The following is a 14,087-nucleotide window of genomic DNA, read 5'->3' as shown; positions in this document are numbered from 1 at the left end:
TGATACTTCTTGTGACGACAAAAGCGGCAATGATGCTATTCATGGGTAGTGAAAGAAATGAAAGGGGGCGTCTTTTTAAGGTGAGGCTGCGCGGCCAGTTTATAGAAACGCTGTACTAAAACACTGTAATCACAATCATTATATTCATAACTACTGTATTAATAGCACAGCGCACTTTTCGTATAGCGGGCGCGTTACATTCGCAAGGTTAATTAGAACAAGGCGAGGGCAATCAACCAGATGCCATAGATGACAATATAAGGTGCACTTGCAATTAATGCCGCTTTTTTAAGAGAAAAGGCGGTCCATTGAGTAATGCCTACGGTGGCTAAATAAATGCCCCAGAATAGCTCTACCCTTAACGCCTGGCCGAAAGCGTACCAAGGCGAGTCCATAGGGATATTCGCAATATACCCAAGGGACGCTGGCGATAAAATTGATGGCGCTACTTGATGGTCGCCTGCGAACAACAGCAAAGCAACACCCACTAAACCAGTAAGCACATAAGGCATTGAAAGCCACCAAGCGAAACCATACCAGTCAGTAAAGCCATACACATGGCTGTCGTCAGACCGGGTCATTAAATTCACGTACACGGCGTAAATGGCGTTTACGATAATAGGAACAAAAAAGGCACCTATAACCGATGACCAAAGCAAAGCATCCCTGGTGAAGAATGCCTTCATTTGCTCTTCTTCTGCCGGACTCATATCCCCTTGCGCGGCAATATTCATCTGAGCGAACCATTCAATGTCAACGAAGTTTACATACAAGTACTGGGAAACAAGTGAAATAGCCATGATCAAAATAAATGGCATCCAGCTCCAATTGTTGTTTTCACCTACTGCTTTAAATACGCCATTAGGCTTGAAGAAAATATCGTTACACGCTTGAAAGGGGTTCGTTACATTGTGCATCCCTTGCTCCTATTTCATTTTTCTTATTACTCTGGCTCTGGGTAAAGCCATGAGTCATTGTTAGCTTGCCAACAGGCAGGCAATAAATTGAGTTATAGATTACTGTTGGCTACAGGTGTTGTACAGCACAACATCTTGATATTTGTAAGAGAAAATGAATGTATTGAAAGGTTATAAATAAAAAAAGGGAAGCGTTCGCTTCCCTTTACGTAATACTGCTGATTGCTGCTCTATCTTTGGTGATTTTCTATGTCCTCTCAAAACGCGCCGCAAGACCTTACAAATAAGTAATATTAAGCAGTGTCAAAACTATGGTGCTATACAACAGCGAAATAGGCAGTCCAATTTTTATAAAATGCGAAAACTTATAATTCGCCGCATTATAAACAAGCAAGTTGGTTTGATAGCCGAACGGTGAAATAAAACTGGCACTTGCTGCAAATGCTACCGCTAAAGCAAATGGCATTAGCGGTGCGCCAATGATTTGCACTAACCCGTAGGCAAACGGGAACATTAACGCTGCAGCAGCGTTGTTGGTAACGAACTCTGTTAAAACCAGTGTTAGCAAGTAGATGACTAACAATGCTATGAACCAGTCAGTACCCGACAACACCGGCATAAGTGCCTCGGTGGTTATATTAATAACCCCTGAATTTTCTAATGCGGTTGCCAGGCTTAGCGCGCCTACAATCACAACAATCAAATTCAATGGTAAATTTCGTTTCATTTCGCCGTTTGACGTTACCCTTACGCCAATTAGCACAGCGGCTAAAAACAGCAGACCAATAGCCAGTGAAATGACATTAGTTGCAGCCAATAACACCGTGGAAAGGAAGCCGCCAAGGGTAATCCACTCTTGCTTGTTGGTTAGTGGGCGGGCTATTTTTTGCTCTGACAAAATAAAAAAGTTTTTATTTAAATTTTGACGAGTCGCAAAGTCTGGGCCTGTAGCTAAAAGTAAGAAGTCACCTGCTTGAAGCTTAATTTCTCCTAACTTGCCTGACAGCTGCTCTCCATCGCGGCGAATGGCTACAACGGCCGCATCAAACAGGGCTCTAAAGCCAAGTTTTTTAATGGTTTGCCCAATAACTTGAGCGCGATTGGCAACAACTACCTCGGTTAAGCTCTCACGCAATACCCCATCGGTCTCAGCAAACATGCTTAGCCCCTTTATGTGGCTAAGATTATCAAGCTTTTGAACGTTGCCAGAGAAGATCAGTTTGTCGTTTTCCAGAATGACCAGGTCAGGCCCAACAGGAGATATCAGGTTGCCATTGCGCACCACTTCTACCAAAAAGAGTTCTGGTAAGTTACGTAAATGGTTTTGTTCTACGGTTTTGCCTATGAGTTCTGAACCAGACTCCACTTCGGCTTCAACCATATACTCGTGATAGTTATTACTCTTATTGCCAATATGAGGTAGCAAAGGCAGTAATAAAAACATGAGTAGACCACAGCTTAAACCCGCTACGGTGCCATAAAGTGTGAAGTCAAAAAAGTTAAAGCCTGGATGCCCGTGCTCTTGCAAAAAGCTGTCTACGATCAGGTTGGTAGACGTACCGATTAAGGTGACCGTACCGCCTAAAATAGCTGCGTACGAGAGCGGGATCAGTAATCGAGAGGCAGGATGATATTGGTTTTGCTTAATTGGACCAATAAGGCTTGCCACAATAGCAGTATTGTTCAAAAGCGCAGACGATAAAAAGGTCAGTGAAAACAAGCGCCAATAGGATTGAGTAAAGTTAGCACTTACTAGTTTCCTACCTAGGCGTTTTATTAGCGCTGTTTTATCAATTGCACTGCTTACCAAAAGCAACAAAACAAGGGTAATAAGCCCCTTGTTTGTTAAATTTAGCAAGATGTCATCAAGAGATAACTGCTGGGTAACCAGTAAAGCTAACACTGCACCAGAAAACACAGTGGAAGGGCGCTGATTGGTAAAGATCAGCGCGCATATCGTACCGGCAAATACTGCCAGTACGATGAACTGGGTCACATCCATATTGCTCCAGTCCTGCTTAAAGTTTACTGATATCCACAGAGTTCCAATGCGGGAAGTGCTTGCGTACTAGTGCATTGAATTCAAGCTCGAACTCAGAGAAGTTTGGTGATGTATGCTGTGCGTCACCCGCAATTTCGTCAATGATCATACCTGCACCAACAGTGCCGTTGGTCAAGCGATCTATGACGATGAATGAACCGGTAGGGCGGTTGCGCTTATACGGGTCGCAGGCAACAGGTTGAGTAAACTTAACATCTACTACACCAATCTCGTTAAGATTTAAGTGCATGGCATCCGTTTCTTCCAACGTGTTCACATCAATTTGATTATCGATATGAGCAACTACCCCTGGCGTTGATTTAGTCGCGAACTTAAACAAGTATTGCTTGTTTGGCATTAGCGGCTCTTCAGACATCCACACAAGGTGAGTTTTAAATTGCGTGTTAAGCAGTGGCAAGTTGTCTGATTTTACAATCATATCGCCACGAGAGATGTCAATTTCATCTTCTAGCGTTAACGTTACTGCTTGAGGTACATAAGCGCGCTCTTGGTCGCCTTCAAACGTAACGACTTGCTTCACCTTTGATTTCTTACCAGAAGGAAGTGCCGTTACTTCATCACCAGGTGCAACTTGGCCAGATACCACGGTACCCGCAAAGCCGCGGAAATCTAAGTTAGGGCGGTTAACGTATTGTACAGGGAAGCGAAAATCTTCTAAGTTATCGTCTTCACCAATTTCAATGTTTTCCAACATTTCCATAAGTGGCGTGCCGTCAAACCATGGTGTCTTTTCGCTCTTGCCTACTACGTTGTCGCCTTCAAGTGCTGAAATAGGTACGAACTGAATGTCAGGAATATCAAGCTGCTCAGCAAACTTCAGGTAGTCTTCCTGAATTTGCTTGTACACTTCTTCTGAATAGTCCATCAAGTCCATTTTGTTGATAGCAACAATAACGTGTTTTATACCTAGAAGAGAAACCAGGAACGAGTGACGTTTCGTTTGTACCTTAACGCCGCCGCGAGCATCAACAAGAATAATAGCAAGGTCGCACGTTGACGCACCGGTTACCATGTTACGGGTGTACTGCTCGTGCCCCGGAGTATCTGCGATAATAAACTTACGCTTGTCAGTAGAAAAGTAGCGGTATGCTACGTCGATAGTAATCCCTTGCTCACGCTCAGACTGAAGACCGTCTACAAGAAGAGCAAGGTCAACTTTCTCGCCGGTAGTGCCCACTTTTTTGCTGTCTTTAGTGATAGCTGCAAGTTGGTCTTCATAAATCATTTTAGAATCGTGAAGTAAGCGACCAATTAGGGTACTTTTACCGTCGTCTACGCTACCGCAGGTAAGGAAACGTAGCATGTCTTTCTTTTCGTGTTGTTCTAGGTAAGACAGAATATCCTGTCTTAGTAATTCGTTTTCATTGTTCATGTTATGCGCTCACAAGGAAAAAGGGGTTTAACACAGACTCTTTTTGGTTGTACGTAAGAGCGTCAGCGTTGTCATCTAATGGGTTTTCAGGGTCAAGTACGGTTACGTTTGCGCCTGCTGCTAGTGCAACTGCGTGCGCTGCACCTGTATCCCATTCAGATGTTGGGCCTAATCGAGGGTAAAGATGTGCTTCGCCCTCAGCCACCAAGCAAAGCTTCAGTGAGCTACCCATCGCCACAAGCTCGGTTTCACCTTTAAGCTGTGCCAATAAATTCTGAATTTCTGGGCTTTGGTGAGAACGACTACCTACCACTTTCCACACTTCGGCACCATCGTGCTTGCGCGCAGAAATAGCGGAAAATTCGCCATTTACTTCAGTCCACGCACCTTCACCAACAATACCTACATAGCTTTTGTTTAGTGCTGGCGCGTAAACCACACCCATGGTCGGTTTACCGTTTTCGATAAGTGCAATATTTACCGTAAACTCACCGTTTTTCTTAATAAACTCTTTAGTGCCGTCTAGCGGGTCTACCAGCCAGTATGACGACCACGTTTTGCGCTCTTCCCATGAAATATCTGCTGACTCTTCAGAAAGAATCGGTAGGTTAGATTCAGCTTCAAGGGCGTCAACGATTACGTTATGTGCGGCAAGGTCAGCTTCTGTTAGCGGGCTGGTATCCTGCTTTTCATAAATGGCGAAGTCTTTCTCGTAAATGGCCATTATCTTATCGCCGGCTTCTTTGGCGATAGCTAGCACTTTCTGTGCAAGACTATTTAAAGGCTGTGTCATTACACCAATCCCTTTTCTTGAAGCAAAGCATACAATCGCTCAGCGGTTTGCTCTGCTGGTTCATCCTGATAGGTTAAGTGTACTTCTGGCGCTTCAGGTGCTTCATAGGCTGAATCAATACCTGTGAAGTCCTTAATTTCACCGCTACGCGCTTTCTTGTATAGCCCTTTCGGGTCGCGTTTTTCACACACTTCAAGAGGTGTATCGACAAACACTTCTACAAACTCTCCGTCTTCCATTAAGCTGCGGCAATAATCGCGGTCGGCTTTGAAAGGCGAGATAAAAGCGGTAAGCACAATGGTACCGGCATCGACAAAAAGTTTTGCGACTTCGCTAATGCGGCGAATGTTTTCAACGCGATCTTTATCGCTGAAACCTAAATCGCCACACAGACCGTGGCGCACGTTGTCGCCGTCAAGCAGATAGGTGTGCTTGTTCTGCTCGTGAAGCTTTTTCTCAAGCAGGTTGGCTAATGTCGATTTACCAGAGCCGCTTAAACCCGTTAGCCAGAATACACGAGGCGTTTGACCAAGCTTTTCAGAGCGGGTGGTCTTGTTTACTTCGTGTTTATGCCAAACAACGTTGTCGGTGGCCATTAGAAGTACCCTTCCATTTTCTTCTTCTCCATAGAGCCTGCGCTGTCATGGTCGATAACTCGGCCCTGACGTTCAGACGTCTTGGTAAGCAGCATTTCTTGGATAACTTCAGGTAGGGTAGCTGCTTCTGATTCTACCGCACCGGTAAGTGGGTAACAGCCAAGAGTACGGAAACGCACAGAGCGCATCTCTGGTACTTCACCTTCTTCTAGCGGCATACGGTCGTCGTCAACCATAATAAGAACGCCGTCGCGCTCAACGACAGGGCGAGGCTTAGAAAGGTAAAGTTGCGGAATATCGATGTTTTCTAGGTAGATGTATTGCCAGATATCTAGCTCAGTCCAGTTAGACATTGGGAATACACGAATGCTTTCGCCTTTATTAACCTGAGAGTTATAAATATTCCAAAGCTCTGGACGCTGGTTTTTTGGGTCCCAGCGGTGGTTGCTGTCGCGGAATGAGTAAACACGTTCTTTGGCACGTGATTTTTCCTCGTCGCGTCGAGCGCCACCAAATGCAGCATCGAACTTATATTTGTTCAGTGCTTGCTTAAGTGCTTGGGTTTTCATGATGTCAGTATGTTTTGCTGAACCGTGGCTAAATGGGCCAACGCCAGCTTCAACACCTTCTTCATTGATGTGAACAAGCAAATCAAAACCGTGCTTCTTAGCTTGTTCGTCACGGAACTTAATCATTTCACCAAACTTCCACGTGGTATCTACGTGTAATAGTGGGAAAGGAATTTTGCCGGGCGCGAACGCTTTACGGGCAAGGTGAAGCAGTACAGAAGAGTCTTTTCCTACAGAGTAAAGCATAACTGGGTTTTCAAACTCAGCAGCAACCTCACGGAAAATCTGGATACTCTCGGCTTCGAGTTGTTTCAAATGCGTTACAGACGGGATACTAGTAGTCATTTTGAAGTCCGAATTTTATGTTATATACAAAAAAGTTATATATGGGTTATTTTTCTGCATAGAACGATAACATATTTAATTTCAAAAGTAGTATGCGATTTTGCTATTTAAAATAGCTATCTTATTCCATTAAATAAAACTGTCATGCAATTGAAGCATAAGCCACTTTTTTCAAGGCCTATAAAAAGAAAAAAGCCCTGTTTAGTAATATAAACAGGGCTTGTTATTCACTTTCGTTGCGAATGACTTATTTCGTATCGTTCGCTTACCTTTCACTCAATTTGGTCTGGAAAGCGTCGAACGTATCGACCACACCTTCTCTTGGCGAGCCAGATTTACTTAAAATCATGATGGTTAAGCTAGATAAAATAAACCCAGGGACAATTTCGTACATCCAGTCACCAAGCTTTTGGCCGCCGATTTCAATAGGAAGATAAATCCACAGTAACACCGTCACTGCACCAACGATCATACCACCTAATGCAGCACGGCGAGTCATTTCACGCTTAAACAGGCTAAATAGTACAAGCGGTCCGAAGGCTGCACCAAAGCCAGCCCAAGCATTACTTACAAGCGTTAAAATGGTGCTGTCTCTATCATAAGCTAGATAGATTGCTACAAGCGCGACAACTACTACGCTGACTCGACCAGCAATAACGAGCTCGCCATCTGACGCATCACGTCTTAGGAAGGCTTGATAAAAGTCACTGGTTAGTGAACTTGAGGTTACCAACAGCTGAGAAGAAATAGTACTCATGATCGCCGCTAAAATCGCAGCGAGCAGGAAGCCACCGATGAGCGGGTGGAATAGAATTTGAGATAAGTAGATGAAGACGGTTTCTGGATCGATTTCGTTTCCGTTACCTGTTACATAGGCAAGGCCGAAAAGCCCCGTCATTAACGCACCAATAATCGACACAATCATCCAACTCATACCGATATTGCGCGCAGTTGGTATATCTTTAACAGAACGTATCGCCATAAAACGCACAATGATATGAGGCTGACCAAAATAACCTAGGCCCCATGACATCAGTGATACAATGCCTATTACGCTTAGTGCTTCATTGGTAGACGCATCCATAAATGCATCGAAAAGCGCCGGATTAATGGTATCTAAGGCGTCAATTGACGCGCCGATTCCACCCAACTCGCTAATAACAACGGCAGGTACCATAATGAGAGATACAAACATGATGCACCCCTGAACGAAGTCGGTCATGCTTACTGCCATGAAACCGCCTACGAGGGTATAAGCTACGACGACACCCGCGGTGACGTATAAGCCGGTCTCATAAGTTAATCCAAATGATGTCTCAAAGAGCTTTCCGCCAGCTACCACACCAGAAGAGGTGTAAAGCGTAAAGAAGACAACGATAACCACAGAGGCTATAACGCGCAATAAACGCGTGTTGTCAGCGAAGCGATTTTCAAAATAGTCGGGGAGGGTAATGGAGTTGTTGGCTACTTCAGTGTAAACGCGAAGGCGTGGAGCAACTAACATATAATTTGCCAGAGCACCGAGTGTCAAACCAACGGCAATCCAGCCAGCAGATAAGCCTGATACATACATTGCACCGGGTAAGCCCATGAGCATCCATCCGCTCATATCCGATGCACCTGCTGAAAGCGCGGTTACCGCGGGGCCTAGTTGGCGGCCGCCAAGCATATAGCCTTCTACGTTGGTGTCTGTCTGCCGATAAGCGAAAAGGCCTATCCCTAACATTACAACAAAATACAAACCCAACGAGATTATCGTGCCAGTAGCCATATAAATTCCCTATGTTTTTTCTTTCATGCTAACACCTATGACATAGAGTCTCTATGTCAGTCAGCGACCTTGCATGTTTTCTATACGGTAATTCGTAAATAAAGTTTGGCGAAAGATTAAATTGGAAAAGATGCAACGCGCGCTCGACCTTCTCTTTTGGCTTTGTAGAGAAGCTCATCGCACATCTTGATAATGGTGTCTAGGTTGGTTTCTCCGTTGACGTCTAACAGACCCGAAGAAAAACTCACGGAAAACATTTCTTTTGTATTGCTCCAGTGTTTCTGGCGAGAAAGCGCGAAATTCAGCTCGTCCAGAATTCGCTTAGCAGACCTTTGGTCGGAGTCGGAAAAGTAAATCAAAAACTCTTCGCCGCCATATCGGCAGAGCTTGTCTGACTTACGAATTCGGTTTTTGATAATCTGCGTAAAGGTAGTCAACACTTCATCACCGACAACGTGGCCGTATTTGTCATTAATCTTTTTAAAGTTGTCGACATCAAGTAGAGCAATACAGGACGCTTTATTGCCTTTCAGTGCTTTTTTCAAACTGTTTAGCATAGCTCGTCGCGTGAGAGCGCCGGTAAGTGAGTCACGCTCAGCTAGCAAGTCGCTCTGTCGTTTTGAAATCCATAGCCATAGTGCAAGAATGATGAGAATTGTGATAATCAACGCAAAAATGGTGGTTTTCATTGCTTCTTTGTCGGTAGAAAGGCCATCTTTTTCACTTCTGAGCACAGTGAGTTCTTTTTGTCGATATCGCGCTAACTCGATATCTTTCGCAATGCCGTCGGTAAACGAAGAATTTGATAACTTGAATTGCTCAGTGTTTTTTTCAACAAGAAGCCTATTGTAGGTTTTCGAATGCTCATATGCTTTTTCGTAGTCACCAATAAAATCGTAAAGTCTGGAAAGTTCAAGTTCTCCCCGTATCTTTCGCTCTAATTTGAATTCGGACGATTGTAAAGAGTCGTTTAACGATCGCTTATAATTGCTAATGGCGGTTTCTAAAACACTCTGTCTATTTTGCAATGCTGCTACATAGGATTGAAATAGGTAGGAGAGCTCTTTGGATTTAGATTCAATTACGTCAATATCTATTGAATTCAATTGATCTAATGTCGAATTTATTTCACTCTCTTGCGATCCTCGAAAGCCTTGAAGCAAGACCTTCAGTTTTTGAAATAGAATTATGAATTTTTCATGTTCTGAATTCCGGTTTTGAGCGGTAATCAGCGCTTTGTTCGCGAGCTCTAATGCTCTTGAGTATTCGGACTGAAACATCAGCGCGTCTATAGCAGCGAAGTAAGCTAGCGTTAAGGCTTTATCGTTTTTGTTACTTTCTTCAATGATACTCATAGCGTGAAAATACGCCCTGCTAGGCACCGATAACTCTACGTACGCTGCTCTAAGCCATTGATGAGCAGTAGCCCGGTCAAGCGCGTTCTCCAATGAAAGCGTTGATGAACGCGTTGGTAAATAGAGCAATGAATATTCAATTTCATTAATTGCCTGTATTGGGCTTGCTAGAGTGAGTTCCATTGAAAGCCAAATACTAGCTATAGCTGTAGCGACTCGGTTTCCTGTATCTAGCGCTTCTAACTTCAATCTTCTTAGTGCTGGAACAGTTGAATTTATGCGCAGTGGTGAACCGTCAAAGTCATTAACGGCTCTAGCATATATGTAATACGCTTTCGCAGCTGAGAATAACTCAGGGTTGAGCGCCTTTAACTCTTGCCAGTGAGAATCCAATAGGGGGGATTTTACAAAAATTGGTACTCGTGGTTCGAGAGTTTCGTTTGCCGTGGCTGTAGCCAATATGTGTCTAAAAATTATCCCTTCGCTACTGATATCGTCTTGTATGTTCAGATTCTCAATCATAGTTGAAATCTGCTTGTTATCTATTTCCGAGCTTCTGTTCCAATGATAAATTGTTACGGCGGCAAGGTGGCTATATGAATTTAACTTTTTTTGCCTAATGTTGGTCGGATATTTATCTTGAAAGGCGTTAGTAGAGGGACTGATACACGCGATAAAAAGTGTGCAAATCATCATACTTGTAAAACGAAACCAAGCGCTCATTGTGATGGAGACCTCTTTACTGCGGGTAAGTGAATGAAGTGATTAACTGAAATTAAAACGGACGTTTTAACCTTTAAGTCGGAGTATAAGTTTTATTGAACAGGGTTTCATCTTAATTTTGGGCAAAAAAAATCGGCCCATAGGGGCCGACGAAGGGAAGTGCTAAAGATACGCACTTTTTTGGAACACTTTACAGTTACTTAACGTGTGTTAAGCAGAGAATTGAATCCTTTCTGACACCGCCTTTTTCATATCGCTTAAATCAGCATCTTTATCGCCAACAATCATTACATTGGCATGCTTCATTTTAATGCTCTCTCCATGGTACTGACCATCGGCAAACTCGCTTGGAACTGAGACATCTCCACGTTCAGGTACTACGAATACCGACATCTTGCCTTGCGGCGTATTCACAATCAGATGAAGGCTTCTAACTGTGCTCAAATGACAATAGTTTGCGACCTCTACACCGTCGAGCATTTCGCTAAAGCTGCCACCAAAGCTTGCTAGCTTTGCGTTAACCATATTCAAATCAACAGGAAGCAACGAATGAGCGTGTTCCATTTCTGCGTACTGCATATGGGCAAGTGCTTGTCCGCCAATACTAAGCGGTTGGTGGTACCACATGGTAAGTCCGATACCTACAGTGAAAGCAACCGATGCAGCCATGGCTAAATACCAGCGACTTCTGCGTTTATAACGGGTGAATTCGTCTGCAGACTGCTGCCATATTAGCTTGCTTGCGAGATCCTCTGGTACATCGACTTTCAATGCTTGCTTTAATTGCTTATCTAACTGCTTTTGTTCATTCCAGAAACTGCGTTTACTTTCATCCGCTTTTGCCGCTTCTACAACATCACTGTCAGTCGTTTCTGGATCGGCGTAGATACGACGCCTAAATTCTAACTCATCCATTTACACGACCTCTCTGTTCATTTTGCTTCTCTAATGCCTCTTTTAGCTGATTCCTCGCTCTGAAAAGGCGAGTCATTACCGTGTTTTTGTTAAGCCCTAACTGGTTGGCGATCTCTTCGCCACTAAAACCGAAAATCAACTGGAGTATTAAGGGTTCACGATACTCCACACTCAATCCACCTAATAGTCGCTGAAGCTCTCTATCTTTCAAGTCCCCATCAGCATGCTGTGTGTCATCTTGAATATGGCAATCATCAATATCTACTGTGTCGAACTGTTTGCGTTCAAACCGACGGGCGTTTTCGCGGCGAAGGATGGTAATTAACCATGACTTTGCTGCTTTTTCATCATTTAGGGCGTCTAATGAGCGCCAAGCACGTAAAAAGGTTTCCTGAACAACATCTTCAGCAATGCTCTGGTCTTTGATAAGCCAAAATGCATAGCGGTAGATGTCGGCGTGAAATGCCTTTACTAATGCTTCATATCTTTGGTGTTTTGCTTTCATACCCGATAAGACCTGAGCATTATCAGATTTATTTCGCCCAAACATAAAAAAATCCAAAAACTTAATTTTTTCTCACTATGGCATAAAAAACGCGCCATTTCGTTAGCCGAAAGGCGCGTTTTCATTTTATTTCCAGTGATCAGAGCACCTAGTTCGAAAAGCTAGGCACGTTTTTGGGAAGTAATCCAAGCATTAATGTTTTCTTCTAAAATAGAAAGTGGGACTGGACCGTACTTCAACACCTCGTCATGGAAGCCTTTCCAATCAAACTTGTCACCAAGTTCAGCTTGGGCATGCTCTCTAAGTTCCATAATTTTAAGTTTACCAATCATATAGGCCGTAGCCTGACCTGGCATAGCAATGTAGCGCTCAATGGCTTTTTGCGCGTCGTATTCAGGGTTTGGCGTATTTTCAACAAGGTAATCTACGGCTTCTTCACGCGTCCATTTTTTCGCATGAATACCCGTATCAACCACAAGTCTGCAAGCGCGCCAAAGCTCCATGGCTAGACGACCGAAATCAGAATAAGGGTCTTTATAAAAGCCCATATCTTTTGCAAGTTCTTCGGTATATAGGCCCCAACCTTCTGTGTATGCGGTAAAGCTCAAGAATTTCTGGAATTGAGGTACACCTTCTAGCTCTTGTGCAATAGCGCGCTGCATGTGGTGACCTGGGATGCCTTCGTGATACGCCAGCGCCTCTAACTGATAAGTAGGCATTGCTTTCATGTCATAAAGGTTTGCGTAATAAATACCTGGGCGGCTGCCATCTTGCGCCGGGCTTTGATAAAACGCCTTGCCCGCAGACTGTTCGCGGAACGCTTCAACACGTTTAACAATCATTGGCGCTTCTGGAAGAATGCCAAAGTATTCAGGAATCGCCTCTCGTATGTCGTCTATGGCTGTTTTCGCCATATCAAGGTATTGCTGTCTACCTTCATCTGTTGAAGGTAGATAGAATTGCTCGTCTTCACGCATGAAAACGAAAAACTCTTGAAGGGTGCCTTCAAATTTCACTTGTTTCATAATGTCGCGCATTGCATCGTGTATGCGCTCTACATTGTCTAAGCCAATTTGATGGACTTCTTCAGCGGTAAGGTCTGTAGTGGTAAACCAGTTTAGACGATTCTGATACCATTGATCACCATTGGGTAAGCGCCACACACCATCGCCTTCAGGCGTGATTTCCCTTTGATGAGCGAGTTCTTCGATAAACTTCTCGTATGACGGCATGACTGACGTTACCAAAGCGGCTTTCGCTTCACCTAATAACGTCGTTTTTTCCGCCTCTGTAATATCCAGGCTATTTACTTTATTTTGAAAATCTTCCCAGATAGTTGAAGGTATTTCGCTAGAATCAAACGGTGCGCCGGTAATCACGTTTTTTGACGCATCAATCATTTGATCGTAGGCCCATGCAGGGGGGAATACGCCGGCTTTTTCGCGAACTTTCATTTGTTCGATAACTTGATCAAAGTACGTACGTACATTGTCTAGTCGTCCAATGTAGGCCTTAGCGTCCTCTTTACTCTTTACGCTGTGAATGTTGATAAGGAAGCTAGGCACCTGTGTATGTGCGGCGCGGAACTGATGTACAATGTAACGGTGATGTCGAAATTCGTCGTTAGCTAAATCGCGCTCAATACCTAGTTTGTACAGGCGCAAGCTTAGCTGTTCCTGTTCACTTAACTGACTGGTGTCAAAACTATTAAGCTTTTCTAGTCGGTTTTTGGCGATAGCAATGCGAGCATCAGCTTCTTCGTCACTGATGTCATCCCATTTGTCATAGTCCCATTTTTTACCCAAGTAACTTTGAAATAATGGCGAACGCTTAAGATCTTCTTCAAAAGTACGTTCGAAGAACGCATTAAGGCGCTCTGATTCAGACTGCCCGGCTGGCTGTTCTGTTTTAATAGGTTCTGGCGCTGTTTTAGCGGTTTCACTTGCAGGAGAGCAAGCCGTAAGCGTGGTAATGGCCAACGCAATTGGCGTTAGCTTTACTAGTGTTTTCTTCATTATATTCCCCGTCGCGTTTAATTGATTATTTTTATAAGCTAAAGCTTCAAAGATTAATAAGCCTTAAAGAGGACAATAAGGCTCAAAGGCTCGTCTGTTTCTCAAACGCAAACATTTCTGTTACGAAGCCCTTGTCACTGAGATTTAGC

General features: G+C 43.8%; 11 protein-coding genes. All 11 read right to left on the bottom strand.

Annotated elements, in window-relative coordinates; all coding sequences use genetic code 11:
- Positions 1–212: 212 nt before the first annotated feature.
- The gene (locus ACFI6J_RS13150) at positions 213–917 is read right to left on the bottom strand and encodes a YIP1 family protein (protein WP_069943952.1); all 705 of its coding nucleotides are present in this window, start codon (positions 915–917) and stop codon (positions 213–215) included.
- 277 nt (positions 918–1,194) lie between these two features.
- Positions 1,195–2,919, bottom strand: a complete 1,725-nt coding sequence (locus tag ACFI6J_RS13145) for an SLC13 family permease (protein WP_014948794.1) — start codon at positions 2,917–2,919, stop codon at positions 1,195–1,197.
- A gap of 16 nt (positions 2,920–2,935) precedes the next feature.
- Positions 2,936–4,351: a sulfate adenylyltransferase subunit CysN gene (cysN, locus tag ACFI6J_RS13140; protein WP_014948795.1), complete on the bottom strand. Its 1,416-nt coding sequence runs from the start codon at positions 4,349–4,351 to the stop codon at positions 2,936–2,938.
- A gap of 1 nt (position 4,352) precedes the next feature.
- Positions 4,353–5,144, bottom strand: a complete 792-nt coding sequence (cysQ, locus tag ACFI6J_RS13135; RefSeq protein WP_458733585.1) for a 3'(2'),5'-bisphosphate nucleotidase CysQ — start codon at positions 5,142–5,144, stop codon at positions 4,353–4,355.
- Positions 5,144–5,740, bottom strand: coding sequence for an adenylyl-sulfate kinase (gene cysC, locus ACFI6J_RS13130; RefSeq protein ID WP_049585841.1), 597 nt, complete (start codon positions 5,738–5,740; stop codon positions 5,144–5,146). Before cysC ends, cysQ begins: the two co-directional genes overlap by 1 nt.
- Entirely contained in the window at positions 5,740–6,654 is a 915-nt protein-coding gene (gene cysD / locus ACFI6J_RS13125) for a sulfate adenylyltransferase subunit CysD (protein ID WP_462586209.1), read from the bottom strand. The genes cysC and cysD overlap by 1 nt, the downstream gene beginning before the upstream one ends.
- 265 nt (positions 6,655–6,919) lie before the next feature.
- Positions 6,920–8,425: a sodium/proline symporter PutP gene (gene putP, locus ACFI6J_RS13120; protein ID WP_039233331.1), complete on the bottom strand. Its 1,506-nt coding sequence runs from the start codon at positions 8,423–8,425 to the stop codon at positions 6,920–6,922.
- 116 nt (positions 8,426–8,541) lie between these two features.
- Positions 8,542–10,302, bottom strand: coding sequence for a GGDEF domain-containing protein (locus ACFI6J_RS13115; RefSeq protein WP_462586208.1), 1,761 nt, complete (start codon positions 10,300–10,302; stop codon positions 8,542–8,544).
- A gap of 411 nt (positions 10,303–10,713) precedes the next feature.
- Positions 10,714–11,418, bottom strand: a complete 705-nt coding sequence (locus ACFI6J_RS13110) for a DUF3379 family protein (protein WP_014948800.1) — start codon at positions 11,416–11,418, stop codon at positions 10,714–10,716.
- Positions 11,411–11,968: a sigma-70 family RNA polymerase sigma factor gene (locus tag ACFI6J_RS13105; RefSeq protein WP_039233340.1), complete on the bottom strand. Its 558-nt coding sequence runs from the start codon at positions 11,966–11,968 to the stop codon at positions 11,411–11,413. The genes ACFI6J_RS13110 and ACFI6J_RS13105 overlap by 8 nt, the downstream gene beginning before the upstream one ends.
- 116 nt (positions 11,969–12,084) lie before the next feature.
- Entirely contained in the window at positions 12,085–13,938 is a 1,854-nt protein-coding gene (locus ACFI6J_RS13100; protein ID WP_462586207.1) for a DUF885 domain-containing protein, read from the bottom strand.
- Between the last annotated feature and the right edge of the window lie 149 nt (positions 13,939–14,087).

This window comes from Alteromonas sp. G4i13 (assembly GCF_054960505.1).
This window is presented reverse-complemented; position numbering and strand designations above follow the sequence as displayed.

Coding starts and splice junctions, on each gene's coding strand:
- ACFI6J_RS13150 (WP_069943952.1), bottom strand. CDS start 917: ATGCACAATGTAACGAACCCCTTTCAAGCGTGTAACGATATTTTCTTC.
- ACFI6J_RS13145 (WP_014948794.1), bottom strand. CDS start 2,919: ATGGATGTGACCCAGTTCATCGTACTGGCAGTATTTGCCGGTACGATA.
- cysN (WP_014948795.1), bottom strand. CDS start 4,351: ATGAACAATGAAAACGAATTACTAAGACAGGATATTCTGTCTTACCTA.
- cysQ (WP_458733585.1), bottom strand. CDS start 5,144: ATGACACAGCCTTTAAATAGTCTTGCACAGAAAGTGCTAGCTATCGCC.
- cysC (WP_049585841.1), bottom strand. CDS start 5,740: ATGGCCACCGACAACGTTGTTTGGCATAAACACGAAGTAAACAAGACC.
- cysD (WP_462586209.1), bottom strand. CDS start 6,654: ATGACTACTAGTATCCCGTCTGTAACGCATTTGAAACAACTCGAAGCC.
- putP (WP_039233331.1), bottom strand. CDS start 8,425: ATGGCTACTGGCACGATAATCTCGTTGGGTTTGTATTTTGTTGTAATG.
- ACFI6J_RS13115 (WP_462586208.1), bottom strand. CDS start 10,302: ATGATTGAGAATCTGAACATACAAGACGATATCAGTAGCGAAGGGATA.
- ACFI6J_RS13110 (WP_014948800.1), bottom strand. CDS start 11,418: ATGGATGAGTTAGAATTTAGGCGTCGTATCTACGCCGATCCAGAAACG.
- ACFI6J_RS13105 (WP_039233340.1), bottom strand. CDS start 11,968: ATGTTTGGGCGAAATAAATCTGATAATGCTCAGGTCTTATCGGGTATG.
- ACFI6J_RS13100 (WP_462586207.1), bottom strand. CDS start 13,938: ATGAAGAAAACACTAGTAAAGCTAACGCCAATTGCGTTGGCCATTACC.